This is a genomic window from Microbacterium sp. MF43 (assembly GCF_012847295.1).
Taxonomy (GTDB): domain Bacteria; phylum Actinomycetota; class Actinomycetes; order Actinomycetales; family Microbacteriaceae; genus Microbacterium.
In genome coordinates this window covers 39,866-64,466 of sequence record NZ_JABBDY010000003.1, presented here as the reverse complement: position 1 = coordinate 64,466, position 24,601 = coordinate 39,866, and the positions used below count along the sequence as shown (strand labels likewise).

Sequence of the window (24,601 nt, the reverse complement as noted above, 5' to 3'; positions counted from 1 at the left end):
CTCGGGCGGAACCTTACGCGTGCGCGTCGTGCTCGACGTGCCCGGCCGGCTCGAGCTGGAACGTCGAGTGCTCCACGTCGAAGTGCTCCGACAGGCACGACTGAAGCGTGCTCAGGATGCCGGCGGCCCGTCCGTCGCTCATCGCGCCGTCGTCCACCACGACGTGCGCACTGAAGACCGGCGCCCCCCGGGTGAGCTGCCACACGTGGACGTCGTGAACATCGACGACCCCGGGCGTGTCGAGGAGGTGCTGACGGATGTCGCGAACGTGCGTCCCCTGCGGCGCCGACTCCGACAGGACCGACGTCACCTCGGCCAGCAGGCGGATCGCCCGCGGCACGATCATGGCGGCGATGACGAGCGACGCGACCGCATCCGCCTGCACCCACCCTGTCGCGACGATCACGATCGCCGCCACGATGACCGCAGCCGAGCCGAGGAGATCCCCGAGTACCTCCAGATACGCCCCGCGCACGTTGATGCTGCGGCGCTGTGCCGCACTCAGCAGCCACATCGCCACCCCGTTCGCGACGAGACCGACGAGAGCGACCGCGAGCATCAGTGCGCCCGCGACCTCGGTCTCGCCCGGATCGACCAGGCGGAGCACGCCCTCGATCCCGATCCACGCGGCCAGCACCAGCAGCACGAGCCCGTTGACGAGCGCACCGAACACCTCGGCGCGCTGATACCCGAAGGTGCGGCGATCGTTCGGCGGGCGTGCGGCGACGGATGCCGCCACCAGCGCGATGACGAGAGCGGCGGCATCCGCCAGCATGTGCACCGCATCGGCGAGGAGGGCAAGGGATCCGGACAGCCACGCGCCGACGACCTGCACGGCCATCACGCCGGCGGTGATCGCCAGCGAGACCGCGAGCAGCCGCCTGCTGCTCGCACCGCGAAGGCCTCCACCCGGCGCGTGATCGTGCATGCGCTCAGGCTATGCCCGCGTGCACGCCCGGCGCGTGCGATCCCGCTTGTCGGGAATGAGTGTGATTCTCAGACGCGGGATGGGGAGGAGGAGCGGTCAGAGGTCGGCCAGCAGCGGAGCGAGCTGGTCGAACGCCCGCGCGCGGTGGGAGGAGGCGTTCTTCTCGGACGCGCTCCACTCTCCGACCGTCCGCTCGGCGCCCTCAGGCTGGCCGTCCGGGATGAACACCGGGTCGTAGCCGAAGCCGCCGTCGCCCGACGGTGCCGTCGCCAGCCGCCCGGGCCAGACGCCCTCCACGACCTGCTCGCTCGAGGCGGCGCCGGGGACGACGAGCGCGATCGTCGACACGAACTGCGCGGTGCGATGCGGGTCGCGGATGTCGGAGAGCTGATCGAGGAGCAGAGCGAGGTTGGCCGCAGCATCCTTCGCGTGCCCCGCCCAGTACGCCGAGAAGACCCCCGGCGCGCCGCCGAGCACGTCGACGCAGATGCCCGAGTCGTCGGCGAGTGCCGGCAGCCCGGTGTGCGCAGCAGCCGCCCGCGCCTTGAGGAGCGCGTTCTCGGCGAACGTCGCGCCGTCCTCGACCGGCTCGGGGCCGTCGTACGACATCACCTGCAGGTCGGGACGCGTCGCGGCGACGATCGCCTGGAACTCCTCCACCTTGTGCGGGTTGTGCGTCGCGAGCACGATCGTGCGCACCCCTTCGCTGTCGCTGATGGTGCGCGCCCTGGCTTCGGCGACGACATCGCCCATCTCGTCGGGCGACGCGGTCACGAGCCGGAGCCCTCCGCCGGCGCGAGCGCCGCGGCCTGCAGGTCGCGCAAGGATGCGCAGCCGGCGACACCGAGGTCGAGGAGGGCGTCGAGTTCGCGCTTGTCGAACGGCGCGCCTTCGGCGGTTCCCTGCACCTCGACGAACAGACCACGCCCCGTCACCACGACGTTCATGTCGGTCTCGGCGCGCACATCCTCGACGTAGGCGAGGTCCAGGAGGGGGATGCCGTCGACGATGCCGACCGACACCGCGGCGACCGAATCGAGGAGCACCTGCGAGCGCTGCCCGATGAACTTCTTCCGGCGCCCCCACTCGATCGCGTCCGCGAGCGCGACGTAGGCGCCGGTGATCGCGGCGGTGCGGGTGCCGCCGTCGGCCTGGAGCACATCGCAGTCGATGACGATCGTGTTCTCTCCGAGCGCCTTCGTGTCGACCACGGCGCGCAGCGCGCGGCCGATGAGCCGGGAGATCTCGTGGGTGCGGCCGCCGATCTTGCCCTTGACGCTCTCACGGTCGTTGCGGCTGTTCGTTGCGCGCGGCAGCATCGCGTACTCGGCCGTGACCCAGCCCTTCCCCTTGCCCGTCAGCCAGCGGGGCACGCCGTTGGTGAACGAGGCCGTGCACAGCACCTTCGTGCCGCCGAACGAGATCAGGGCCGACCCCTCGGCCTGACTCGACCATCCGCGCTCGATGGTGACGGGACGCAGCCGGTCGGCCGATCGGCCGTCGGCGCGCACGAGTTCCGCGCTGTCCTGCGCCTGTTCAAGGGTCATCGGGTCTCCTCAGCTCTCGGGGAAGATCAGCTCTGTCGCGTGGGAAGGTCGATGGCGCCGGTCTGCACCAGGCGCACGTCGGTGACCTCGCGGCCCATCAGGCGATGGGCCAGGCGCAGGAAGTCGTCGGCCGAGTCGCCGGTCGCCTCGTAGACGTGGGTGGCCGAGGCATCCGGACCCGCGAGCAGATCGCGGGACACCAGCTGACGGTAGACGTCCTTCGCCGTCTCGGTGTCGCTCGACACCAGCGACACCTCCGGGCCCATGACGTAGCTGATGGCGCCCTCGAGGAACGGGTAGTGCGTGCAGCCGAGGACGAGCGTGTCGACGCCGGAGTGGCGCAGCGGCGCGAGATAGTCCTCGGCGACGGCGAGGACCTCGGGCGAATCGGTCACGCCCGCCTCGACGAATTCGACGAACCGGGGGCACGCCTGCGCGAACACCGTCAGACGCTCGTTCACCTCGAGCATGTCCTGGTAGGCGCCGGACGAGATGGTCCCCTCCGTGCCGATCACGCCGATACGACCGTTGCGAGTGGTCGACATCGCCGTGCGCACCGCTGGGCCGATCACCTCGACGACCGGCACGTCGTAGCGTTCGCGGGCGTCGCGCAGCATCGCCGACGACGCCGTGTTGCAGGCGATCACGAGCATCTTGACGCCCTGATCGACGAGCGTGTCGAGGATCTCGAGGGAGTACCGGCGCACGTCGGCGATCGGCTTCGGCCCGTACGGAGAGTGCGCCGTATCGCCGATGTAGAGGATCGACTCCCGCGGCAGCTGAGCCGAGACCGCGCGAGCCACGGTGAGTCCGCCGACACCGGAGTCGAAGATTCCGATGGGCGCGTCGTTCACAATCGACCAGCCTACGCCAGGCCTCTCGCATCTCGGCCGCGGAGCGTTTCGCCCACGACCGTCACTAGGCTGACCCGCATGAGCACGGCACTTCACACCGACCGCTACGAGCTCACGATGCTCGACGCAGCCCTGCGGGACGGCACCGCCGACCGTCGGTGCGTGTTCGAGCTCTTCGGCCGGCGCCTTCCGGGCGCCCGCCGGTTCGGCGTCGTGGCCGGCACGGGACGGCTGCTCGGCCTTCTGCGGGACTTCCGCTTCGGCGACGACGAGCTGCGCTTCCTCCGCGACGAGAAGGTGGTGGATGCCGACACCGTCGCCTACCTCGAGAACTACCGCTTCACCGGCACGATCACGGGGTACCGCGAGGGCGAGCTCTACTTCCCCGGCTCCCCGCTCCTCACCGTGGAGGGGACGTTCGCCGAGGCCGTCGTGCTCGAGACGCTCGCGCTCAGCGTCCTCAACCACGACTCCGCCGTCGCGACGGCGGCCGCGCGCATGAGCGTCGCGGCCGGCGACCGGCCCCTGGCCGAGATGGGATCCCGCCGGGCCGGAGAGTCCTCCGCCGTCGCCGCCGCGCGCGCCGCCTACATCGCGGGGTTCGACGCGACGTCCAACCTCGAGGCCGGTCGACGCTGGGGCATCCCGACGATGGGCACCGCGGCGCACGCCTGGACGCTCCTCCACGACACCGAGGAGGACGCGTTCCGGTCGCAGGTCGACGCGCTCGGCGTGGGCACGACCCTGCTCGTCGACACCTACGACACGCGGCGCGGCGTCGAGACGGCGATCCGCGTCGCGGGGACGCAGCTCGGCGGCGTCCGCATCGACTCGGGCGACCTGCCGCTCGTCGCGGCCGAGGTGCGCGCCCAGCTGGACGAGCTCGGCGCGACGTCGACGAGGATCACCGTGACGAGCGACCTCGACGAGTACGCGATCGCGGCGCTCGCGGCATCCCCCGTCGACGCGTACGGCGTGGGAACCTCCGTCGTCACCGGCTCCGGCGCCCCGACGGCCGGAATGGTCTACAAGCTCGTCGCGCGGCAGGATGCCGGGGGCGGATGGGTCGCCGTCGCGAAGGCGTCCACCGACAAAGCCTCGAAGGGCGGCCGCAAGGCCGCATTCCGCACGCTCGACCGCGGCACCGCCACGAGCGAGCTCATCGTCGTGTCGGACGGCTTCGAAGACGTCGCCACAGCGGCCCCGCACCCGGACGCTCGCGCGCTGCAGGTTCCGCTCGTGGTCGACGGGGCGCCGGATGCCTCGTTCGAGGGCCACGACGGCGTCGAAGCCGCGCGTGCTCACCATGCGCTGGCGCGAGAGGAGCTGCCCGTGCGGGGACTCGCGCTCAGCCGGTCTGATCCGGCGATCCCGACCGTCTACACCGACGCTGCGTAGCCGAGCGGCTCGGCCGCGTCATCCGATCACTCGGCGAGGGACTCGTAGATCTCCTTGCACGTGGGGCACACGGGGAACTTCTCGGGGTCGCGCCCCGGGGTCCACTTCTTGCCGCACAGTGCGCGCACCGGCTTGCCGGTGAGGGCCGACTCGAGGATCTTGTCCTTCTTCACGTAGTGCGCGAAACGCTCGTGATCTCCGGGCTCGATGCTCTCTTCGCGGATGAGCTCTTCGAGCTCTCGGTCGAGGGTGGCCAGACCGCCCTGGTCCGGGCCTTCGAGAGGGGTGCTCATGGAGAGCCAGTGTACCCGCGTGCCACGCCGCGCGGCCGGCTCAGGTGGACTCGGCGAACTCCATCAGCCGACCGCCGCGGCGTGTGAACACCATCGATCCGGCCGTCACTCCGATGAACAGCACGCCGATGCCTGCGGCGAGCCCGGCCCACAAGGTCGGCATCGCCGCGTCCACATCATCGGTGAGCGCGATCCATCCGCACCACAGTGCGGGAGCGCTCACGACGAACACGCCGAGGATCACGAGCGCTTGCGAGATCGCGCCGGCCGACCCGGTGCGCTGCGGCTGCTGGAACGGACTCTCCCCGGGCCGCGACACCGCATACGGGGCGACCACCGAGGAGATGCTGGACAGGCCGAGGCCCGACAGGAACAAGGCGGCGCAGACGCCCGCCATCGCGGGGAGCAGCGCCCATCGGCCGTGCAGGGCCATCGTCACCGGAATGGCGACCGCAAGCAGCGGGATCCCGATCAGGAGCACGGGCACGAGCCTGCCCACCCGGTCGGAGATGCCGCGCATTCCGCTGGCGATGTGCATCCACACCGCGGTCGAGTCGTAGGCGAGGTCGTTGTGAGGGAGCCAGCCCAGCAGCAGCGCAGCGAACGGCGCGGGCACGAGGATGGCCAGCTCGAGCGGAACCCCTGCCACGAGCAGCGGAATCAGCGTGACCGCCGCGGCGACGGGGATGATGAGCACGTTCACGATGTAACGCCGGTCCCGGAACCAGTAGACCAGGCTCCGCGCCGCCACGGCGCCACCCGGTGTGCCCGGCGCCACGGCGAACCACCCCAGCCCGCCGCGGTCGCGCACCGACGCAGGACGCTCCGTCGTCGTCAGCAGGCGCCGCACGAGGAGGAACCAGAGCAGCCCGAGGACGGCCAGGGTCCCGATGGCCACGAGTACCGACACCCACGCCTGCTCATCGTCCGCCGCCAACAGTCCGGGGAAAGCCCAGGCCGCGCCGAACGGCGTGAGCGCGAGGGCCGAGACAGCCTCGGACAGCTGCGTCGGAACCATTCCCCGCCACTCGAGCGATGCCAGGAACACGCCCACGGGCACCACGACGACGAGGATCGCGAGGATGAAGAGGCCGGACAGCTCGCGCGAGCGCCGTTCCCTGAGGAACAGCGAGGCGACGGCCATGCACACCCGCGCGAGCATCGCGCATGTGACGACTCCGAGGAGGACGCTCGCTGCGGCCGCCGGCCACGTGACGCCGTGCTCGCTCCACACGACGGCGTCGGCGATCGCCATCGCCAGCAGCGCGAGGATCGGCACGCTCAGCAGTCCCACGATGGCCAGCACCACCGCCAGTCGACCGCGGGGTAGAGCCAGCAGGGCGAACCGACGGGGATCCAGGGGGTCCTCGACGGCGCCGATGAGCGGGGCGAGCGCGAAGCCCACGGTGACCGCCGAGCCTCCCAGCACGGTGACGGCCAGCACCACATCGGTGTCGGCATCCCGGAGGGTGAGTAGCGCCCAGCACGCGGCGGCCGTCGCACCGAGGACGAGCACGAGGGTGATCGCGTTGCGCACGACCTGGCGGCGATCGCCGCGGAGAGCGCCCAGAAGCAGCGCGATCCTCAGTCGGAGAACGTGTGCAGCCACTCCAGGCCCTCCACGTCGCTGAGGCCGCCGGCCAGTTCGATGAAGCGCTGCTCGAGGCTGAGCTCGCCGCGAACCTCCTCGACCGTCCCTTCCGCGAGCACCTGGCCTGCGACGATGACCGCCACCCGCGAGCACACCCGCTCGACGAGCTCCATGCCGTGGCTCGACAGGATCACGGTGCCCCCGTGCGAGACGTAGGTCGACAGGATGTCGAGGATGATCGCGCTGGAGACGGGGTCGACCGACTCGAACGGCTCGTCGAGCACCAGCAGCCGGGGCGAGTGGATCAGCGCGCCCGCGAGCATCACCTTCTTGACCATTCCCGCCGAGTAGTCCGAGACCACACGCCCCAGCGCGTCGGTCAGGTCGAAGGCGCGCGCGAGGTCGGACGTGCGGCTCTCCACGACGGCGGGCGAGAGTCCCCGGAGCACGCCGTAGTAGTAGAGAAGCTGACGACCGGTGAGCCGGTCGAACGTGCGCAGACGGTCGGGCAGGACGCCCATGAGCCGCTTCGCGGCGATCGGGTCGGATGCCGCGTCCACCCCGCCGACGCGGATCGAGCCGCGATCGGGCTCGAGCAGCCCGGCGATCATCGACAGCGTCGTGGTCTTCCCGGCGCCGTTGGGTCCGACCAGTCCGTAGAAGGTGCCCGCGGGCACGGTGAGGTCGATCGCGTCGACGGCGTGCGTGTCGCCGAATCTCTTGGACACGCCCCGCAGCACGAGCGCGTCTCCTGCCCTCGAGGGCGCGGTGAGCACCTCGGGCACCTGGTCGGCGGGGGCGGGCGCGACGGCCGGCGCCTCCTGGCGGGGGTCGTCGGGCAGCGGAGGCTTCGGCGGGATCACCAGCTCTTCCGCGTCGTGGGCGGCCGCGTCGAGGTCCTGCGGGAGCGGAGGGGGCGGCGGCGGTGCGGGGTCGGCTGACACGGCGGGCTGCGAGGGAGCCGATTCCGCCGCACCGGACACCGGCGCCTCGTGTGGCGTCGACGACGGAGCGGGTCGCTTGGCCTTCGCAGGCTTCTTGCGCGGCGGCTTGCGTGCGGGCGCCCCGCTCGAGGCGTTCGTCGGCAAGGGCACGACGGGCGCGCTCTCGTGACGGTCCGGCTCTTCCGGATCGATGTCGTTCGGCACCGGGAGGGAGGCTGTCACCGACCCAACGTATCAAGCGGCCCCCGACACGTGGCAACGAGACGCCGGGGGTTGACATACCCCATTTGTCACGAATCGACAACGGGGAGGCATTGTTCTGCACGTTCCCAGGTGCCATCGCTACCATGGTCCCGGCACGAAGGGGTGTCGAGTCGGTGAACCGACGGTGAATCACGCACTTCAGGAGCAGACCTTGACCCTTCAGACCGTTATCCTCGCAGCCGGGATGGGCTCGCGGCTCGGCCGCAGCCTGCCCAAACCGCTGACCGAGCTCAGCGACGGCCGCAGCATCATGCAGCAGCAGCACGACAACATCCGCGCGGCCTTCGGCGCCGAGGCGAAGATCACCACCGTCGTGGGCTACCGTGCCGAGACGATCGTCGAGGCCTTCCCCGAGGTCGACTACGTCTACAACGATCGCTACGACCAGACCAACACCTCCAAGAGCCTTCTTCGCGCGCTCGCGAAGACCGGCAAGGGCGGGGTGCTCTGGATGAACGGCGACGTCGTCTTCGACCCGCTCGTCCTCGGACGTGCGATCGAGCTGATCGAGCGCGACCAGTCTTTCGTGACCGTCAACACCTCGAAGGTGAGCGACGAAGAGGTGAAGTACACGGTCGACGCCGAGGGCTGCATCAACGCACTGTCGAAGACCGTCAAGGGCGGAATCGGCGAGGCCGTCGGGATCAACTACATCTCCAGCCGCGACAAGAAGGCGTTCATGCGCCACCTGGCGCGCGTGGACGATCAGGACTACTTCGAGCGCGGCCTCGAGCTCGCGATCGCCGAAGACGGCGTTCGCCTCCAGCCGCTGGACATCTCCGACCTGTATGCGGTCGAGGTGGACTTCGCCGAGGACCTCGAGCGGGCCAACCTCTTCGTCTGAACGTCCCGACGGCCGGCTGTCAAGCGGCGCGTCGCTCCCGGCAGGGCCGCATAGGATCGGCGCGATGACCGACAAGGTGCACCGCATCCACTCCCTCCCCACGGACGCTCCGTGGCAGGGGGGCCTGCCGCCCGCGGGGTCCGACGAGCACCCCCGCACGATCCGCGCCCTCGACCGGGTGCTCGCCATCCAGCGGCCGGTCGTGCTCGCTCATCTACGCAGCGTCAGGCTGCGACATCCGGATGCCTCGTCCGCCGACATCGTGCGCATCCTGGAGCGCCGCTACCTGACGGCCGTGACCACGGGTGGGGCCGCGGTCGGCGCGACGGCCGTCGTCCCCGGCATCGGAACGGGAGTGACACTCGCCCTCAGCGGGGTCGAGACCGTCGCCTTCCTCGAAGCCACGGCCCTCTTCGCTCAATCCGTGGCCGAGGTGCACGGCATTCCGGTCGCCGACCCGGATCGCGCACGAGCCCTGGTCCTCACGCTCATGCTCGGCAAGGAGGGGGTCGACCTCGTCGCGCAATTGGCCGGTCAGGCGATGGGCCGCGGACCGACACGCGACCGCTACTGGGGCGAACTCGTCACCAAGACCATCCCCCGCGCCGCCATGGGTCCGCTCGTCGATCGCCTCAAGACGACGTTCATCCACCAGTTCGCCGCCCGCGGCGGCGCCTCGTGGATCGGGAAGGCGCTCCCCTTCGGAATCGGCGCGGCGATCGGCGGCGCGGGCAACAACATCCTCGGCCGTCGCGTGCTGGTCAACTCCCGGCGCGCTTTCGGCGGGGCGCCGGCGACCATGCCGCCCGAGCTGGAGCCGCGGCCCGGCGCGACGCCGCTCGAACGCGCGGCGACGCGGAGCCTCCGCCGCGCCGGCACCGCCATCGCGGGCGGCGTCGGCCGGGGAGCCGCCGGCGTGGGCCGCGCTGCGCGTCGGATCGGTCCGCGCCGCCGAGAGATCGAGGCATCCGCCCCGTCGGAAGAACTCGGGGACGACTGAGTTCCTCTCCGCCCAGAGGTGTCACCGCCGCCTCCTCGCGAGGTATCACCACCGCCTCCTCGCACCTCTCCCTGGTGCAGTCGAGAACTGCGGGAGTACTGTCGCGGCCAGGAGAGAGGCGGAAGCCATGACGTCCGACGACGAACGGAAGGACCTCCCGCGGGAGTTCCCCGCGGTCCCGCCCGAGCCTGAGCTGTCGCCGGACGCGCCGGCGCCGATGCCACGAGGAGAAGAGGGTCCCGAGGCACCGGCAGAGGAACCCGCGTTCTCACTCCCCGGGATGCCGAGGACCGTCTCGCTCGTCACCGACTCTGTGATCACCCGTCCGCTCGCCGAGCGGATGGCCTCGGCCGGCACCGGCGAGCGCATCGGCATCGTCATCGAGCTGCGCACCGACAGCGGACTGCCGCTGTCCACCGTCATCGCGGAACTGCAGATGGGGGTGATGATCGCCGCCGCGGAGTCGGAGGAGGCCGACGTCCGCAGCACCGGCAGCTACGTCATGGCCGCGCTCACGGGCGAGGAGATCCTGGCGCTGGTCTCGTGGGACGCCGGCAAGGGCGCGCGCCCGGCCCCAGGTCGCCAGGAGGCGAAGACGGCGCCGCGAAGCTACATCAACCGCGTCTGGCCGAACTTCGAGGTGACGGCGACCATCCACCGTTCCGTCATCACCACGAAGGCGGAGGCAGCGGTCCGGAGCTTCGACGCGACCGGCGACGGCATCGTGTGGGCCGTGCTCGATACCGGCATCGACGCCAAGCACAAGCACTTCGCCACCTTCCGGACACTCGACCTCCCCGACTCACTCGGACCTCGCTCGTTCGTGCGGGACTCCGCCGACGGCGATGCCCTTCGCGATCCGAACGGACACGGCACCCACGTCGCGGGCATCATCGCGGGCGGCCAGACCGTCGGCCCCCGCAGCAGACGCATTGCCGCCGCCACGTGGTACCGGACCGCGGAGGGCGCCACGGGTGTGCAGCGGGTGGAGCTCGACCGCATCAGCGGGATGGCACCCGAGACGAAGATCCTGCCGATCAAGGTTCTCCGCGACGACCGCACCGGCGATATGGCGTCGCTGCTCGCCGGGCTCGAATACGTCCAGGAGCTCAATCGCTGGGGTCGCGAGCTCAATGTGCACGGCGTCAACCTCTCGCTGGGCTACCCCTTCGATCCGTCGTGGTTCGCCACGGGCCTCTCCCCCGTGTGCCGCGAGGTGGACCGCCTGGTCGCGAACGGGGTGTGCGTCGTGGTCTCGGCGGGCAACACGGGCTACGGCGCGGCCCTCGACACCGTCGGCCGCGAGATGCGGCTGGGTTTCGGCATGACCATCAACGATCCCGGCAACGCCGCGCGAGCGATCACGGTGGGGTCGACGTCGCTCAAGCCGTACTCGACCGGGGTGTCGTACTTCTCGTCGAAGGGACCCACCGGCGACGGGCGACTCAAGCCCGACCTCGTCGCACCAGGCGAGCGGGTCGTCAGCGCCGGCGCCGGCGAGCTCCTGGCGAAGGCGCGCGCCAACGTCCAGCTCAAGGCCGGCGAGAAGGCGACGGACATCACCTATGTCGAGGACTCCGGCACATCCATGTCGGCACCGCACGTGTCCGGCGTCGCGGCGGCGTTCCTGTCGGTGCACCGCGAGTTCATCGGCAAGCCCGACGACGTCAAGCGGATCCTGATGGACACCGCCAGCGATCTCGGCAGAGATCCCACTTTCCAAGGCCGCGGTCTGGTGGATGCGATGCGAGCCATCCAGAGCGTGTGACTCCGCCCGAGCGCGTGACCCATCCAGAGCCGGACACAGGAGGAATCATGAAGCTGCCCTATATCGACGTGGCCTTCGACGAGAAGGGTGCGGTCGTCGAGCCGGACGCACTCGCGGAGGTCGACGATCTCCTCACCCAGAAGCGACCGACCGACGTCCTGGTGGTGTGCCACGGATGGAACAACACCCGCGGACAGGCGCAGGACCTCTACGAGCGCCTGATCGACTCGCTGGTCGCGGTGCGCCCGAAGGTCCCCGGCGCCGAGGACCGGCGTTTCGTGGTCGTCGGGATCCTGTGGCCCTCGATCCAATGGGCCGAGGACGAGAACTCGGGGGCGGGAGCCGGTGTCGGCGACGACCTCGCCGCTCTCGAGGCCGACATCGCGTCGCGCGTCGAGGATCCCGACGTGCGAGCGCGTCTCCTCGCGCTGGCACCCAGGCTCGACGGATCGTCGAGCGCACAGGAGGAGTTCGTCGAGGCGCTCCGCGAGACGCTCCCCGGATCATCCAAGGGCGAGGACGCGGCTGGCTTCGAGGCACTCGCGCACGCGCCCGCGGTCGAGGTCATCGACGCTGCGCGCGGCGGGGCGGCCCTGGCTGCCGACCCCGCCGCGGCGGGCGGCGGAGCCGCCATCGACCCTGCCGGCCTCCCGCCCCTGACAGACGGCGGCGGCGCCGGATTCTTCGACAGCATCCTCGGGGCGGCGCGCAACCTCGTCAACGTCGCGACCTACTACACGATGAAGGAGCGGGCCGGGGTCGTGGGGCGCAAGGGCCTCGCCGAACTGCTCGAACGTCTCCACACCGACGCGCCGGGCGCACGGCTGCATCTGATCGGCCACTCCTTCGGCGGCCGCGCGGTGACAGCAGCGGCCGTGGCCACCTCGGCGCCCGTCTCCTCCATGTCGCTGCTGCAAGCGGCGTACAGCCACTTCGGGATGGCGAAGGACTGGGACGGCGCGGGCGCGAGCGGCCTCTTCGCCAAGGCGCCTCGCAAGGTGAGCGGACCCATCGTCATCACGCATACGCGCAATGACAAAGCGGTGGGAATGGCCTACCCGATCGCCTCGCGACTGGCCAAGCAGATCGGCGTGGGACTCGGGGATGCGGATGACCCGTACGGCGGCATCGGCCGGAACGGCGCCCTCAAGACGCCCGGGTCGGCGGCGGCGACCCTCCTCGATGTCGGCGGCCGCTACGACTTCGGCGACCACGACGTGTGGTCGCTCAACGCGGATTCGTTCGTCTCAGGACACAGCGACGTCACGGGACGACAGGTTGCGTACGCGATCCTGTCCGCGGTCATGAGCACCTGACGCCACAACGCCACGCGCGCGGCAGAATGGGCGCATGGGAATGTTCGTGCAGCGACCGGAGCAGAACGAGGAGTGGGCGGGTCTCCCCTCGGAGCCCGCCGCGCCGGAGAGCGAGGCCGAGCGGCTCGCCGCCGCGGCGCCGGCTGTCGATGCACTCGGTTTCGCGTCCGTCGAGTCCATTGTGATCCCGGTCGCTCCGACCGTCGAGGTCGCCCAGGCGCACATCACCGACGCCGATCCCGACGACGACTCCGACGACGACTGATCGACACGTCTGCGCGCGCAGGAATACGCTCTCGACTATGGACAGCACCCTCGCCTGCTTCGCGGCATGGATGCCCCGCCAGCGCTGGTACGCCGCAAAGGGGCGCCCGCCGAGCCTGCGCCTGGTGTCGTGGTGGGACCTTCCGCCCGCGAGCGACGACGACGCCGACGCGCGCATCCGCACGTATCTGATCGCTGACGAGGGTGCGCTCCCCGTCGTGCTGTACCAGCTTCCGGTCGTCGCACGGGCGACGGAGACGGTGGATGCCTCGCCCGATCACGTGATCGGGAGTCCTGAACCGGGAACGACGTTCATCGACGGTCCCCACGACCCCGCCTACGCGCGTGCGCTCCACCGCCTCATCACCGCGGGAGGCCGTGGCACAGGACCCCGCACCGAAGCGATCGGCCATCCTCGGCGCGCGCGCACAAGCGGCGAAACGGCCACCGCGACCGTCATGAGCGGCGAGCAGTCGAACACGTCGCTGATCTATCGTTCGAGCGGCATGCCGGTCATCTGCAAGGTCTACCGGCAGCTTCATGCGGGGCTCAATCCCGACATCGAACTGCCCACGGCGCTCGCCGAGGCAGGATCCGTGCACGTCCCGCGGGCGGTGGGCTGGATCGAGGGGACATGGCCGGACCTCGACACGGCCCAGGGCACGGTGACCGGCTCGCTGGCGTGGGCTCAGGAGTTCCTGCCCGATGTGGAGGACGCCTGGCGGGTGGCCCTGCAGGCTGCGGCGCGCGGAGAGGACTTCCGCGGGTCGGCACGCGCGCTCGGAGCGGCGACCGCGGATGTCCACGTGTCGCTGGCGGAGCTCTTCCCCACGCGTGCGACGACGGCCGCCGACCTCGAGGCCACCGTCGGAACGTGGCGCCGGCGCCTGACGATTGCGATCGCCGAGGTGCCCGAGATCGCAGAGCGGCGAGCCGCCATCGAAGCCGTGTACGCGCTGGCCGCAGCGACGGCGTGGCCGGATCAGCAGCGCATCCACGGTGACTACCACCTGGGTCAGGTGCTCCACGTTCCCGGGCGCGGCTGGGTGCTGCTCGATTTCGAAGGAGAGCCGCTGCGACCCATGAGCGAGCGGACCCGCCCCGATCTCGCCCTGCGCGACGTGGCCGGCATGCTGCGGTCCTTCGACTACGTCGCCGGTTCTATCCGCCTGGACGATCCGGAGCGCTCCCCCGTCGCGGCTCGCGAATGGGCGCACGGCGCGCGCGCCGGATTCCTCGAGGGATACGCGATGGCATCGCGCGCCGATCTGGACTCGCAGACGGCACTGCTGGCTGCCCTCGAACTCGACAAGGCCGTCTACGAGGCGATCTACGAAGCCCGCAACAGGCCCACGTGGGTCACGATCCCGCTTCGTGCGATCGCACGACTCGTCGAACGGACGGCGCCCGTGGGCTGACGATCCGGGGGCTGCTCAGCCTGCGACCTCGTCGTCGAGTTCCGCCTCGTCCGGGTCCTGCTCGTCGTCCTCGTCCTCGACGATCGAGCGCGCATACCAGCGGTCCCATTCGTCCATGAGGCTGCGGACGGCGCCGTGGAAGCGTGCCGTCGCCGCACCCGGCGCGGTGTCGCCGAAGTAGTGGCGCACCCAGTGCTCGAGTCGCTCCACCGCCTCCGGGTCGCTGAGGACGCGATCGGCCTCGGCGACGATCGCGCCGGCGGCCGAGGCATCCAGCCACTCGCACGCCGAAAGGTAGCCGTGCGTGTCGATCGCGGCCGCCGGATCGACCGGTCGCGTGATCATCAGCGGCTTGTCGGCGGCGAGCCGGTCGTACACCATCGCGGAGATGTCCACGATCGCGATATCGGCGGCCGAGAGCTGCCACCCGAGATCGGGACCGTCGTCGAAGACGTGATGGGCCGACGGATCGGCGGCATTCGCGGCAGCGATCGCGGCGATGATGCGCCGATTCGCCACGCCGTACTCGGGGTTGACGACCCCCGACCGCGGATGCGGGCGATAGATCAGACGGTGACGCCCCGTGGCCAGGAGCGCCGTCGTGAGCGCCTCGCCGTGGGTGACGACGGATCCGTAGTGCGCGGACGGCCGGTCCCCCTCCCAGGTCGGTGCGTACAGCACGACGGTCCGATCGTCGGGCGTGTACGGCAGCGTGCCCGAGTAGTGGTCGGCCTGCGGACGGCCGATCGCGATCGTCCGGCGGTCGAGCTCGTAGTCCCACAGCACCCGCGAGAGCCGCTCACGGGCGGCGTCACCCGCGATGAAGGCGTAGTCGTAGGCCTTGTACTGGTTGGTCGTCATGTACATCTTGTCGGACTCGCCGTGGTTGATGAAGACGTGCCAGCGCCGGCCGTACCGGAACATCTGGAAGTTGCGCGTGTTCTGGTTGACGTACAGCACCACGCGGATGTCCTGCTCGGCGAGGAAGCGCTCGAGGTCGCGAACCGTCGGCACGAACGCGACCGGCGGTGCGTCCTCTTCGAGCATCGCCCGCGCCCCGGTGGCCGCACGACTGAGGACGACCACGGGCCAGATCTTCGACAGCTCGGCCAGCGGCTTGTACCACTGGCGCATCTGGTACATGTTCACCGCACCGTCGGCGAAGTACACCGCGATGCGGTAGTGCAGACGCGGATGCGCCGGCCTGGCCGCGAGCGCGCGGCGGACGTCGATCACGGCACGGCGATTCCTGACCGCCTTGCGGACCAGCGCGACCGCTTTCTTCCCATCCGAGACCAGACCCACGTTCCCAGACTACCCAGGCGACCCGTGACATGATCGACCCGTGCAGGTCGAGCAGCGCGGGCGCAGGGACGCTCCCCAGGTGGATCCCGACGCCGGCGTGACGTTCGTCATGCCGGTCCTGAACGAGCGGGACTACCTCCGTCGTGCCGTCGAGACCGTGCTCGCCCAGCGGGTGGACGGCCCGTCCGAGCTGATCCTCGCGCTCGCCCCCTCAACGGACGGCACCACCGAGCTCGCCCGGCAGCTCGCGGCCGAGGAGCCGCGCATCGTGCTCGTGGACAATCCGCGCGCCGACATCCCGGTCGGGCTCAACCTCGCGATCCGTGCGGGCCGCTATCCCACGATCGTCCGCGTCGACGCCCACTCCGAGCTCGAGCCGGAGTACACCCGGCGAGCGCTCGCGACGCTCGACCGCGTGCGCGCCGCCAATGTCGGAGGCGTCATGCGCGCCGACGGGCGCACCCCGTTCCAGAGGGCGGTCGCGCGCGCCTACAACTCCCCCATCGGGCTCGGTGGCGGCGCCTACCACGGCGGTACGCAGCAGGGCGAGGCGGAGTCGGCGTATCTCGGCGTCATGCGGCGGGCGGTGCTCGACGAGGTGGGCCTCTTCGACGAGACGATCCGTCGCGGCGAGGACTGGGAGCTGAATCTGCGCATCCGCCGCGCCGGCTACCGGGTCTGGTTCGATCCCGAGCTGTCGGTCACCTACTGGCCCCGCGAGAGCTGGCAGCGGCTGGTGCGGCAGTTCGCGGCCACGGGTCGGTGGCGCGGCGAACTCGTGCGCCGTTTCGGGCGCGGCAACTCGCTGCGCTTCTTCGCGCCCCCGCTGCTGATCGTCACGATCCTGCTGGCCGTCGCGATCGGCGTCCTGCAGGCGACGGGCGTCCTTCAGGGCGGGTGGGCGGTCGCGGCATCCGTCGTCTACCTGCCGCTGGCGGCGTACGCCCTCCTCATCGTCGCCGTCGCCCTGGGGCCGGGCGGCGGAACCGGATGGCGCGACAAGCTCTGGACGGCGGCGGTGCTCCCGACGATGCACCTCTCGTGGGGCTGGGGCTTCCTGCGGGGCGTGGTCGGCGGGGCGCACGACACCGTCGACACGTCGCGGCTGGGCACCCGCAACACGCCGCTCCCCTGAACCGCGCTCCCGGACCGCCGAGCGCCGTCAGCGCGGATCGACGAAGCCCTGATCGAGGATGCGGGCGACCACCCTCTCGGCGGCGCGGCCATCGTCGCGCGCGTTGAACTTCTCGCGCCAGCGCGCGTATCGCTCGGCATACGCCGACGTGTCGCCGCCGAGGGCGGCGACGAGCTCGTCCTGGGTGCGCACGACCGGCCCGGGCGCGTGCGCGGCGAGGTCGAAGTAGAACCCGCGCAGCTCGCCGCGATAGTGCTCCATGTCGGGGACGAGGAAGTACATCGGCTTTCCCGTGACCGAGAAGTCGAACATCACCGACGAGTAGTCCGTGATCAGCGCATCGGCCGCCAGCAGCAGGAGCGACGTATCGGGGAAGCCGGTGACGTCGATCACCCGGGCGCCCTCGGCGTCGCGCCCGGGCTGGAGCGTGCGCGAGTGGCCGCGGACCAGGACGACGGCGCCGGTCTCGGCCGCGAGGGCCGCCGGGTCGATGAAGTCGACCATCTCGACGCGATCGTCGCGCCAGGTCGGCGCGTAAAGGAGGACGCGCTCATCGGCGCCCACGCCGAGCGCCGCGCGGGTCGCCCCGCCGTCGCCGGTGACGAGCACGTCATTGCGCGGGTAGCCCTCCACCCACACCGGCCGCGTCAGGAACGCGTACGCCTTGCTCAGGATGCGGGCGGCGTACGGATTGTGGGCGAGGAGGACGTCCCAGCGCCTCGACTCGCGCACGACGGCTGCCATGCGGCGCGGGTCGAACCCGGGCCGGTGGAGCGCGAGGCGCTTGAGCGGCGTGCCGTGCCACGTCTGCAGCACGACCTGTCCTCGCCGTCGGGCGAAGCGGCGGCGGAGCCAGTCGTTGACCACCAGGAGCCGCGCCGCGCCGCGGGCGCGCCACCATTCGGGACTGCCCTCGACGATCGGCACGGCTCCCTCCGGCACGGCCACCGAGAGGTCCACGACGCTCCAGTACCGTGTGACGCCGGGCGCACGGCGCGCGAGCTCGCGATCGATCGCGAGCGGGTTGCAGCTGGCGTTGCGCCCGTAGAAGCTCTCGAAGAACACCGCGTTCTCGAGCCCCGCGGGCCGGTGCGCGTACCGCCGCTCGAGAGCGTCCTGCCCCTCGCCCGAGTCGTAGGCGGGATCCATGGGCGGTCCGATGACCACGGTCCACCCGTCCAGCACCGCACGGAGCGTCCCCAGCTGCGCGAGCGGCACGCGGGCGGGCGGCTCCGCCGTCGCCCCGTCGTCGGCTCCGTCGGCGGCCGTCACCCTCAGATCGTAGGTGCCCGACGGGAGAGGGAGCTCCGGTCCGCCCCACCGTTCGGCCCGCAGCGGGATGGCGGCCTTCCACGTCTTGCCGCGGCCGCTCACCGACGCCGAGACCCGGGCACGACGACCGACGAGCTCGACCGATGCCGGCCGGGGTCCCTCGCCGGTGAGGACGAGGGCGGCTCCGCCCTCGGTCGTGAAGCGGGCCTGCGTCATCGTCGTCCTTTCGTGGCGGCCGTCCCGCCGCTCCATCCCGCCAGGATCGCACGGTACACCCGCTCCGCGCTGGCGCCGTCCCGGAAGGCGTGCACACGCGCGCTGAGCGCCTCGGCGCGCCCCCGGCGGCGTTCCGCCTCGGCGTCATCACCCAGCACGGCGTCCAGCTGCGCGAGAGCCCCGGACCAGTCCGCCGCCCAGTCTTCGCCGGCGACCTCGGAGTAACTGCCGTAGAAGCCGCGGGTGCGCGAGTACGCCTCGACGTCGGGCGCCAGGAAGACCGCGGGCACCGGCACGAGCGAAGCGTCGAAGACGATCGACGAGTAGTCGGTGACGAGCACGTCGATTCCGGGGAGCAGCGGCGTGACGTCGGGAGCGAGGTCGCTCCCGAGCAGCCGTACCCGGTCGGTCGCCGCGGGCGGGCGATACTCCCCCGCTCCGAGCGGGTGCGAGCGCACCAGCAGCACCGCGTCGTGGCGGTCGAGCAGAGCGATGAGGGCATGCCATTCCGGCTCGGTCGGAACCGCGGGATCGACGGCGCCGTCTCGCCAGGTCGGGGCGTACAGCACCACAGCCGCCGCGTGGGGGAGCGGGCCGGTCGCCGCCGCGATCGCCGTGCGGGCGTCTGCGCGCCGCTGCTCGGCGGTTCCCTGCGACAGCACGTCCACCCGCGGCTCGCCCGTCACCGGCACCCGTTCGTCGGGCAGCGCGAACGCCGACTCGAGCCGCCCCCGCACGACGTGCGACGCGGCGGGCAGGAGGCGGATCCGCCGCGCTGCGCCGCGGAACATCGCCCCGAGCACGTGCTGGAGCGGGCGCAGGGCGCGCACGCGTGCGAGCGGGCCCGGGAGCCGCAGCGTCTCGGGAGAATCGAGGCCGATGCGCTTGAGGGGGATCCCATGCCAGAGCTGCACGACGAACGCCCCCGACACCGCGTAGCGGTTGACGTCGCCGAACCCATGGGTCACCACGATCACGCGGGCGCGGGCCGTGCGCCAAAGCCCCCGCAGAGAGGACTTCGGAAGACTCGGGATGCCGCGGGCCGAGGCATCCGCCGCCTCCCGGTCGTTTCCCACGAGCCAGACCGCCCGCCAGCCGTCGGCGGCGGCGACCTGCCACAGCGCGAGAGCGCCATCGCCGATGCCCGCCGCGCAGCCGAACACCCACTCGTCCCGGGATCGGGGGACGAGGAGGGTCAGTATGCGCCCTGCGGCATAGAGCGGGAGAGTCGCGAGCTTTCGCGCATTCCCCGCGCCGAACGAGAAGGACGCCACCCCGCGAGCCTATCGCGGGGTGGCGTCCTTCTCGTGGGAGCGGTTACGGCTCGAGCGTGCCGAGCGTGACGTCGACGGTCTTCGTCTCGCCGTCGCGGACGAAGGTCACGGTCGCGTCGCTGCCCGCGGCTGCAGCCCGGACCTGCGCGGTCAGATCAACCGAGTCGGTGACGGGGACGCCGTTGAACTCCGTGACGATGTCGCCCTTCTGGAGGCCCGCGGCGGCGGCGGCGCCGCCGGCCACCGCCTCCTGGATGTAGGCGCCGGTGATCGTCGAACCCTCGACCTGTGCGGCCGACAGCACGTTCGCGCCGAGCAGGCCGTGGGTGGCCTCGCCGTTCTCGATGATCTCGTCGGTGATGCGCTGGGCGATGTCGGACGGGATCGCGAAGCCGACGCCGATCGAGCCGGCGCCGCCGGATGAGCCGCCCGCCGTCGCGATGGCGACATTGATGCCGATGAGCTTGCCCTCGGAATCCACGAGCGCACCGCCGGAGTTGCCGGGGTTGATCGCGGCGTCGGTCTGGATCACCGCGATCTTGATCGACTCGCTGGGCGTGCCCTGGGCCTGGCCCTGTCCGAAGTCGAACTGGAAGGGGCTGTCCTGCTGACCTTCGGGCGCCTGCTCCTCCTCACCCGCGTCACCGCCCTCGGGGGCGGCGGACGAGGCGATCTCGATGGAGCGGTTCAGCGCACTGACGATACCCGTGGTCACCGTGTTGGACAGTCCCAGCGGTGCGCCGACCGCGATCGTCTCGTCGCCGACGTTGAGGTCGGCGGACGAGGCGAACTCGATGGGAGTGAGGCCCTCGGCATCCTGCAGCTTGATCACGGCGAGGTCGTAGGTGGGGTCCGTTCCGACGACCTCTGCGTCGAACACGCGCCCGTCCGACGTGGTGACGCGAACGGTCGCGTCACCGGTCGCACCGTCGAGCGTGACGACGTGGGTGTTGGTGACGATGTAGCCGTCCTCGGTGAGGACGACGCCGGAGCCGGTGCCGCTGCCCTGATCGCCCGTCGCCGCGATCGTCACGACGCTCGGCACGACCTTCGCCGCGATCGCGGTGGTCTGCGTGACCCCATCGGTGTCGTTCACGGTGACGGTGGCGGGCCCGGCCGCAGGGACGGTGCCCTCAGGGGCGAAGAGGTTCACGCCCGCGTACGCACCGCCGAGCCCGGCCGCTCCGCCCACGATCGCCGCAGCGACGACGAGTCCGACGACCTTGCCGGCGCCGGTGGCCTTCTTGGGCTTGCGCGGAGCCTCGACCGTCGGAGTCGCACCGGTGGCGGCCGGCCCGAACGCGGCGCCCTGGGGCTGGCCGGCGTAGTTCGGGGGGTACGACGCCGTCTGGCCTGCGTAGCCCTGGGGGCGCGCGTAGGCCTGAGCGTGCGACGGGTAGCCGGCGGGCGGTCCCGGCTGCTGCGCGGCGGGCTGCTGAGCGGCGGGCTGCTGGGCGGCCTGCCACGCCGGAGTGGTCGGCGGGACGGGAGTCGTCGGGGCGGTCTGCGACACGTCGGGCGTGCTCGCGGTCGCGTCCGCGGGGGTGTGGTCTGCGGGGCGGTCGCCCTGAATGTCGCTCATCGTTGCTCCTTCTTCCAAGCACTCACCACATTGCCCACCGATGCTGTGCGTTTCTTATGCCGCCGATGGGACTCGCCTATGCGATCGTCCTGAGGCCGTCGAGTACCGTGTTCCGATGCGAGAGATCCCCGGAGCTTGGCACCGCACCGCCGCCGGAGCCGGACTCGTCGGCGCCGACGGTTCCATCCGCCCCACTATCTTCGCCGAGATGTCGGCCCTCGCGGCCCGAACGGGAGCAATCAACCTCGGGCAGGGCTTCCCCGACGAGGACGGACCTGCCGACGTGCTCGATGCGGCACGCGCCGCGATCACGGACGGCAGGAATCAGTACCCGCCGGGTCGTGGCATCCCGGAGCTGCTCTCGGCCATCGCCGAGCACCAGCAGCGCTTCTACGGACTCATGCCCGACCCCGGAAGCGAAGTCCTCGTCACCGCCGGTGCGACCGAGGCGCTGGCGGCGACGCTGCTCGCCCTGATCGACGGCCCCGAGGACGAGGTGGTCGTGTTCGAGCCGTACTACGACTCGTACGCCGCCGTCGTCGCCCTCGCCGGCGCACGCCTGGTGACGGTGCCGCTGCGGTGGCCCGATTTCCAGCCCGACCTCGACGAGCTGCGGCGCGCGGTCGGCGACCGCACACGCGCCATTCTCGTGAACGATCCGCACAACCCCACGGGTGCGGTCTTCTCCGCCGAGGTCCGCGAGGAGGTCGTCCGGCTCGCCGAGCGCCACGACGCGGTGATCGTCACCGACGAGGTGTATGAGCACTTGGTGTTCGGTGACGCGCACGTGCCGATCGCCGGTCTTCCCGGCGCGTGGGATCGCACGCTCACGATCTCGTCGGGCGGCAAGACGTTCTCCACGACCGGGTGGAAGGTGGGCTGGGTCACCGGGCCGGCCGACCTCGTGTCTGCCGTGCTGGCGGTGAAGCAGTTCCTCACCTACGTCAACGCCAGCGCGTTCCAGCCCGCCATCGCGGTCGGCCTGCGCCTCGGCGACGAGTTCTTCCGAGGGATCGCCGATACCCTGCGACGCAAGCGAGACCTCCTGGGCGAGGGGCTGCGGGCCGCCGGGTTCGAGGTCTCCGTGCCGGCGGGATCGTATTTCACGGTCGCCGACGCGCAGGGTCTCGGGGCGACGGATGCCGCGGAATTCTGCCGCTCGCTGCCGGAGCGCGCTGGAGTGGTCGCGATCCCCCTCACCGCGTTCACCACCCCGGAGCGCCGCAGGCAGTACTCGACGCTCGTGCGATTCGCGGCGTGCAAGCGGACAGAGGTGCTCGAAGAGGCCGCGAGGCGCCTGGCGTCCGCGCGCTGAGCACCGCGCTCGGTCAGGACTGCCGGGGGACGACGCCGAACCGCCGCAGGCGCAGCGACGGGTTGACCCGTCGCACGCGCTCGACCGCCGACGGGTCGAGATGCGCCACGGCGACGTCGGTCGCCGTGCCGATCGCGGCCAGCTCGACGCCCTGCGGGTCGACGATCATCGAGCATCCGACACCGAGGGGCGGCGGATGATCGGCGGCCGCCACGAAGACGGTGTTCTCGATCGCGCGAGCGTGCAGCAGCGTGCGCCAGTGATGCTCCTTGAGCGGACCACGCACCCACTCCGCGGGAACGACGAACACGTCGGCGCCGGCGTCGACGAGCATCCGACCCACCTCGGGGAAGCGCAAGTCGTAGCACGTCATCAGGCCGAAACGGAGTCCGTCGACCTCGAACGTCTCGGGCTCGGCGAGCTGCCCGGCCTCGACCCAGTCGGACTCGCGCTGCCCGAACGCGTCGTACAGGTGAAGCTTGCGGTACGCGGCGACGAGGCCCCTCGCGTGGACGGCGACCACCGTGTTGCGCACGCGTCGCTCGTCCCCCGCCGCCTCGAGCAGACCCGCGACGATGTGAACGTCGTGCTCGGCGGCGATCCGGGCCAGCTGGGTCACGAACTCCCCGTCGACGGGCTGCGCGTTGTCGACGAGTGTCGCGTCGAACGGGTCCACGAAGTAGCTCGAGTATTCCGGGAACACCACCAGGCGAGCGCCGCGATCGGATGCCGCGGCGGTGAGCTGCCTGATCACATCGAGGTTCGCCGCCGTGTCCGCCGTCGGGGCGAACTGCGCCACCGCGACCCCGAGGGCACCCGTGACGGTCATCGAGGATCCCGATTCACCTTCGCGCGGATGATGGCCGGCGCCACCAGCCACAGCGCCACGATGATGAGGGCCAGGATCCCGAATGCCCACCAGGCTGCGGCATCCCCCACGACCACGTCGAACACGAAGGCCACGACCCCGACGATGAGCACCGACACGGTGAACAGCGCCGTGATCAGCGCGGCGTGGCCGTACGAGACGACGAGGGACTTCGCGCGCTGCTGGAAGAGCACGCGATGCAGGGCCACGGGGGCGAGCGCGATGATGGCGCTGAGAGCGGAGATCACGACGAGCGTCAGGTAGATCGCACGCTGCCCGTCGGTGAGATCGGAGAAGGCGGGCTGGAAGGCGAGGGCGAGGAGGAACCCGGTCAGGATCTGGGTGCCTGTCTGGAGCACGCGCAGCTCCTGGAGGACCTCGCTCCAATTTCGATCCGCGCGCTCGGTCGGGGTCTCGTCGCGGCCGTCGTCGCGGCGGCGGCGGGAATCGTCGCGCGCGGGAAGCATGCGTTCATCCTGGTGCCGGGAAGGACCCCTCGGCAACTCCCGCGGGCTCGCGTCGCGACCGGCTTCGAAAGCGTGCTAGGCTAACTTCTTGTGCCGCGGGGTGGAGCAGCTCGGTAGCTCGCTGGGCTCATAACCCAGAGGTCGCAGGTTCAAATCCTGTCCCCGCAACAGAGAAGAGAAGGGTCCCCGCTTCGGCGGGGGCCCTTCTCTCATGTCGCCAAGACTTCGCCGAGCTCGCCGAGGAACCGTGCGATCGAGCGCAGTTCGTCGTCGGTGTAGCGGTCGGCGACGCCGCGCATGGCCTGCAGCCGCTCGCCGAAGTGCTGGAAGAAGGTGCGTCGCGACAGATCGGTGAGCTCGATGACCCGCGCCCGCCCGTCGGTCGGATGCGGGCGTCGCTGGATGTGTCCCGCTGCGGTGAGTCGATCGAGGAGCTTCGTCGTGGAAGCCGTCGAGATCCGCAGATGGCGGGCCACGTCGTGGGGGCTCACCAGGTCGCCGCGCTGCTCGCGCATGATCAGCATGCGCAGCGCGGAGAGGTCGGAGGCGTTCATGTCCATATCGCCCTTCATGCCGCCGTACATGCGATCCATGGCGTCGCTGAACGCGCGCACAGCGAGCAGCACCTCCAGGACGACGCGATCGTGCGGCGTGGCGGGTGACCAAGGCTGGACCATTGTGGACACTCCCTCAGTACCCTTGTATCATCGGACGAACCAGATCGCTAGCTAAACTAGC

Annotated in this window: 23 protein-coding genes and 1 tRNA gene; 10 read left to right on the top strand and 14 right to left on the bottom strand. The window is 70.9% G+C overall.

Going from position 1 to position 24,601, the window contains the following annotated elements:
• Positions 1 to 13 precede the first annotated feature (13 nt).
• From HF323_RS08670 to murI, 4 genes are all read right to left on the bottom strand, one after another.
• Positions 14 to 928 carry a cation diffusion facilitator family transporter gene (locus HF323_RS08670; RefSeq protein WP_169582210.1) on the bottom strand — a complete coding sequence of 305 codons (915 nt, stop codon included), beginning with the start codon at positions 926 to 928 and terminating at the stop codon, positions 14 to 16.
• A gap of 96 nt (positions 929 to 1,024) precedes the next feature.
• Positions 1,025 to 1,627, bottom strand: coding sequence for an RdgB/HAM1 family non-canonical purine NTP pyrophosphatase (gene rdgB, locus HF323_RS08665; protein WP_317451065.1), 603 nt, complete (start codon positions 1,625 to 1,627; stop codon positions 1,025 to 1,027).
• A gap of 71 nt (positions 1,628 to 1,698) precedes the next feature.
• Entirely contained in the window at positions 1,699 to 2,475 is a 777-nt protein-coding gene (gene rph, locus HF323_RS08660) for a ribonuclease PH (RefSeq protein ID WP_169582209.1), read from the bottom strand.
• Between the two features lie 26 nt (positions 2,476 to 2,501).
• Positions 2,502 to 3,329 carry a glutamate racemase gene (murI, locus tag HF323_RS08655; protein WP_169582208.1) on the bottom strand — a complete coding sequence of 276 codons (828 nt, stop codon included), beginning with the start codon at positions 3,327 to 3,329 and terminating at the stop codon, positions 2,502 to 2,504.
• A gap of 69 nt (positions 3,330 to 3,398) precedes the next feature.
• On the opposite strand from murI, the gene HF323_RS08650 reads away from it, so the two are divergent.
• Complete coding sequence (locus tag HF323_RS08650; RefSeq protein WP_169582798.1) at positions 3,399 to 4,727, top strand: nicotinate phosphoribosyltransferase; 1,329 nt, start codon at positions 3,399 to 3,401, stop codon at positions 4,725 to 4,727.
• A gap of 26 nt (positions 4,728 to 4,753) precedes the next feature.
• Here the strand turns inward: HF323_RS08650 and HF323_RS08645 are convergent, their stop codons facing one another.
• The 3 genes from HF323_RS08645 to HF323_RS08635 are packed head-to-tail and all read right to left on the bottom strand — an operon-like array spanning position 4,754 to position 7,777.
• Positions 4,754 to 5,020 (bottom strand): DUF3039 domain-containing protein, encoded by a 267-nt coding sequence (locus HF323_RS08645; RefSeq protein ID WP_169582207.1) that lies wholly within the window; start codon positions 5,018 to 5,020, stop codon positions 4,754 to 4,756.
• A gap of 40 nt (positions 5,021 to 5,060) precedes the next feature.
• On the bottom strand, positions 5,061 to 6,629 hold the full coding sequence (locus HF323_RS08640; RefSeq protein WP_169582206.1) for a hypothetical protein: 1,569 nt from the start codon (positions 6,627 to 6,629) through the stop codon (positions 5,061 to 5,063).
• On the bottom strand, positions 6,605 to 7,777 hold the full coding sequence (locus tag HF323_RS08635; protein WP_317451036.1) for an ABC transporter ATP-binding protein: 1,173 nt from the start codon (positions 7,775 to 7,777) through the stop codon (positions 6,605 to 6,607). Before HF323_RS08635 ends, HF323_RS08640 begins: the two co-directional genes overlap by 25 nt.
• A gap of 193 nt (positions 7,778 to 7,970) precedes the next feature.
• Between HF323_RS08635 and HF323_RS08630 the strand changes: the two genes are divergently transcribed.
• The 6 genes from HF323_RS08630 to HF323_RS08605 all read left to right on the top strand — a co-directional run bounded on the left by HF323_RS08630 (position 7,971) and on the right by HF323_RS08605 (position 14,429).
• Positions 7,971 to 8,663 carry a phosphocholine cytidylyltransferase family protein gene (locus tag HF323_RS08630; RefSeq protein WP_169582205.1) on the top strand — a complete coding sequence of 231 codons (693 nt, stop codon included), beginning with the start codon at positions 7,971 to 7,973 and terminating at the stop codon, positions 8,661 to 8,663.
• 64 nt (positions 8,664 to 8,727) lie between these two features.
• Positions 8,728 to 9,663 carry a hypothetical protein gene (locus tag HF323_RS08625; protein ID WP_188241676.1) on the top strand — a complete coding sequence of 312 codons (936 nt, stop codon included), beginning with the start codon at positions 8,728 to 8,730 and terminating at the stop codon, positions 9,661 to 9,663.
• Positions 9,664 to 9,790: 127 nt separating this feature from the next.
• Positions 9,791 to 11,431 carry a S8 family peptidase gene (locus HF323_RS08620; RefSeq protein WP_169582204.1) on the top strand — a complete coding sequence of 547 codons (1,641 nt, stop codon included), beginning with the start codon at positions 9,791 to 9,793 and terminating at the stop codon, positions 11,429 to 11,431.
• A gap of 47 nt (positions 11,432 to 11,478) precedes the next feature.
• Entirely contained in the window at positions 11,479 to 12,747 is a 1,269-nt protein-coding gene (locus HF323_RS08615) for a hypothetical protein (RefSeq protein ID WP_169582203.1), read from the top strand.
• A gap of 34 nt (positions 12,748 to 12,781) precedes the next feature.
• Positions 12,782 to 13,012, top strand: coding sequence for a hypothetical protein (locus HF323_RS08610; protein WP_169582202.1), 231 nt, complete (start codon positions 12,782 to 12,784; stop codon positions 13,010 to 13,012).
• A gap of 37 nt (positions 13,013 to 13,049) precedes the next feature.
• Positions 13,050 to 14,429 (top strand): phosphotransferase, encoded by a 1,380-nt coding sequence (locus HF323_RS08605; protein WP_169582201.1) that lies wholly within the window; start codon positions 13,050 to 13,052, stop codon positions 14,427 to 14,429.
• Between the two features lie 15 nt (positions 14,430 to 14,444).
• Here HF323_RS08605 and HF323_RS08600 read toward each other — a convergent pair whose 3' ends face one another.
• Positions 14,445 to 15,734 (bottom strand): CDP-glycerol glycerophosphotransferase family protein, encoded by a 1,290-nt coding sequence (locus HF323_RS08600; protein ID WP_169582200.1) that lies wholly within the window; start codon positions 15,732 to 15,734, stop codon positions 14,445 to 14,447.
• 109 nt (positions 15,735 to 15,843) lie between these two features.
• Between HF323_RS08600 and HF323_RS08595 the strand changes: the two genes are divergently transcribed.
• Positions 15,844 to 16,869, top strand: coding sequence for a glycosyltransferase (locus HF323_RS08595; protein WP_169582796.1), 1,026 nt, complete (start codon positions 15,844 to 15,846; stop codon positions 16,867 to 16,869).
• A gap of 27 nt (positions 16,870 to 16,896) precedes the next feature.
• On the opposite strand, the gene HF323_RS08590 is transcribed toward HF323_RS08595, so the two are convergent.
• Genes HF323_RS08590 through HF323_RS08580 form a run of 3 tightly spaced genes read right to left on the bottom strand, consistent with a single transcriptional unit; the run spans position 16,897 to position 21,213 of the window.
• On the bottom strand, positions 16,897 to 18,357 hold the full coding sequence (locus tag HF323_RS08590; protein WP_169582199.1) for a CDP-glycerol glycerophosphotransferase family protein: 1,461 nt from the start codon (positions 18,355 to 18,357) through the stop codon (positions 16,897 to 16,899).
• Entirely contained in the window at positions 18,354 to 19,631 is a 1,278-nt protein-coding gene (locus HF323_RS08585; RefSeq protein ID WP_169582198.1) for a CDP-glycerol glycerophosphotransferase family protein, read from the bottom strand. Before HF323_RS08585 ends, HF323_RS08590 begins: the two co-directional genes overlap by 4 nt.
• Before the next feature lie 43 nt (positions 19,632 to 19,674).
• Positions 19,675 to 21,213, bottom strand: a complete 1,539-nt coding sequence (locus HF323_RS08580) for a trypsin-like peptidase domain-containing protein (protein WP_169582197.1) — start codon at positions 21,211 to 21,213, stop codon at positions 19,675 to 19,677.
• A 115-nt stretch (positions 21,214 to 21,328) separates the two neighbouring features.
• Here HF323_RS08580 and HF323_RS08575 point away from each other — a divergent pair, with 115 nt between their 5' ends.
• The gene (locus tag HF323_RS08575; RefSeq protein ID WP_169582196.1) at positions 21,329 to 22,528 is read left to right on the top strand and encodes an aminotransferase class I/II-fold pyridoxal phosphate-dependent enzyme; all 1,200 of its coding nucleotides are present in this window, start codon (positions 21,329 to 21,331) and stop codon (positions 22,526 to 22,528) included.
• A 13-nt stretch (positions 22,529 to 22,541) separates the two neighbouring features.
• Here the strand turns inward: HF323_RS08575 and HF323_RS08570 are convergent, their stop codons facing one another.
• Positions 22,542 to 23,357: a carbon-nitrogen hydrolase family protein gene (locus tag HF323_RS08570; RefSeq protein WP_169582195.1), complete on the bottom strand. Its 816-nt coding sequence runs from the start codon at positions 23,355 to 23,357 to the stop codon at positions 22,542 to 22,544.
• The gene (locus tag HF323_RS08565) at positions 23,354 to 23,863 is read right to left on the bottom strand and encodes a DUF6328 family protein (RefSeq protein ID WP_169582194.1); all 510 of its coding nucleotides are present in this window, start codon (positions 23,861 to 23,863) and stop codon (positions 23,354 to 23,356) included. Before HF323_RS08565 ends, HF323_RS08570 begins: the two co-directional genes overlap by 4 nt.
• Positions 23,864 to 23,957: 94 nt before the next feature.
• Here HF323_RS08565 and HF323_RS08560 point away from each other — a divergent pair.
• A tRNA-Met gene (locus HF323_RS08560) sits at positions 23,958 to 24,031 on the top strand.
• A 41-nt stretch (positions 24,032 to 24,072) separates the two neighbouring features.
• Here HF323_RS08560 and HF323_RS08555 read toward each other — a convergent pair.
• Positions 24,073 to 24,540 (bottom strand): MarR family transcriptional regulator, encoded by a 468-nt coding sequence (locus tag HF323_RS08555; RefSeq protein WP_169582193.1) that lies wholly within the window; start codon positions 24,538 to 24,540, stop codon positions 24,073 to 24,075.
• Positions 24,541 to 24,601: the final 61 nt, after the last annotated feature.

Coding starts and splice junctions, on each gene's coding strand:
- HF323_RS08670 (WP_169582210.1), bottom strand. CDS start 928: ATGCACGATCACGCGCCGGGTGGAGGCCTTCGCGGTGCGAGCAGCAGG.
- rph (WP_169582209.1), bottom strand. CDS start 2,475: ATGACCCTTGAACAGGCGCAGGACAGCGCGGAACTCGTGCGCGCCGAC.
- HF323_RS08645 (WP_169582207.1), bottom strand. CDS start 5,020: ATGAGCACCCCTCTCGAAGGCCCGGACCAGGGCGGTCTGGCCACCCTC.
- HF323_RS08625 (WP_188241676.1), top strand. CDS start 8,728: ATGACCGACAAGGTGCACCGCATCCACTCCCTCCCCACGGACGCTCCG.
- HF323_RS08620 (WP_169582204.1), top strand. CDS start 9,791: ATGACGTCCGACGACGAACGGAAGGACCTCCCGCGGGAGTTCCCCGCG.
- HF323_RS08615 (WP_169582203.1), top strand. CDS start 11,479: ATGAAGCTGCCCTATATCGACGTGGCCTTCGACGAGAAGGGTGCGGTC.
- HF323_RS08610 (WP_169582202.1), top strand. CDS start 12,782: ATGGGAATGTTCGTGCAGCGACCGGAGCAGAACGAGGAGTGGGCGGGT.
- HF323_RS08605 (WP_169582201.1), top strand. CDS start 13,050: ATGGACAGCACCCTCGCCTGCTTCGCGGCATGGATGCCCCGCCAGCGC.
- HF323_RS08595 (WP_169582796.1), top strand. CDS start 15,844: ATGCCGGTCCTGAACGAGCGGGACTACCTCCGTCGTGCCGTCGAGACC.
- HF323_RS08590 (WP_169582199.1), bottom strand. CDS start 18,357: ATGACGCAGGCCCGCTTCACGACCGAGGGCGGAGCCGCCCTCGTCCTC.
- HF323_RS08580 (WP_169582197.1), bottom strand. CDS start 21,213: ATGAGCGACATTCAGGGCGACCGCCCCGCAGACCACACCCCCGCGGAC.
- HF323_RS08575 (WP_169582196.1), top strand. CDS start 21,329: ATGCGAGAGATCCCCGGAGCTTGGCACCGCACCGCCGCCGGAGCCGGA.
- HF323_RS08570 (WP_169582195.1), bottom strand. CDS start 23,357: ATGACCGTCACGGGTGCCCTCGGGGTCGCGGTGGCGCAGTTCGCCCCG.
- HF323_RS08565 (WP_169582194.1), bottom strand. CDS start 23,863: ATGCTTCCCGCGCGCGACGATTCCCGCCGCCGCCGCGACGACGGCCGC.
- HF323_RS08555 (WP_169582193.1), bottom strand. CDS start 24,540: ATGGTCCAGCCTTGGTCACCCGCCACGCCGCACGATCGCGTCGTCCTG.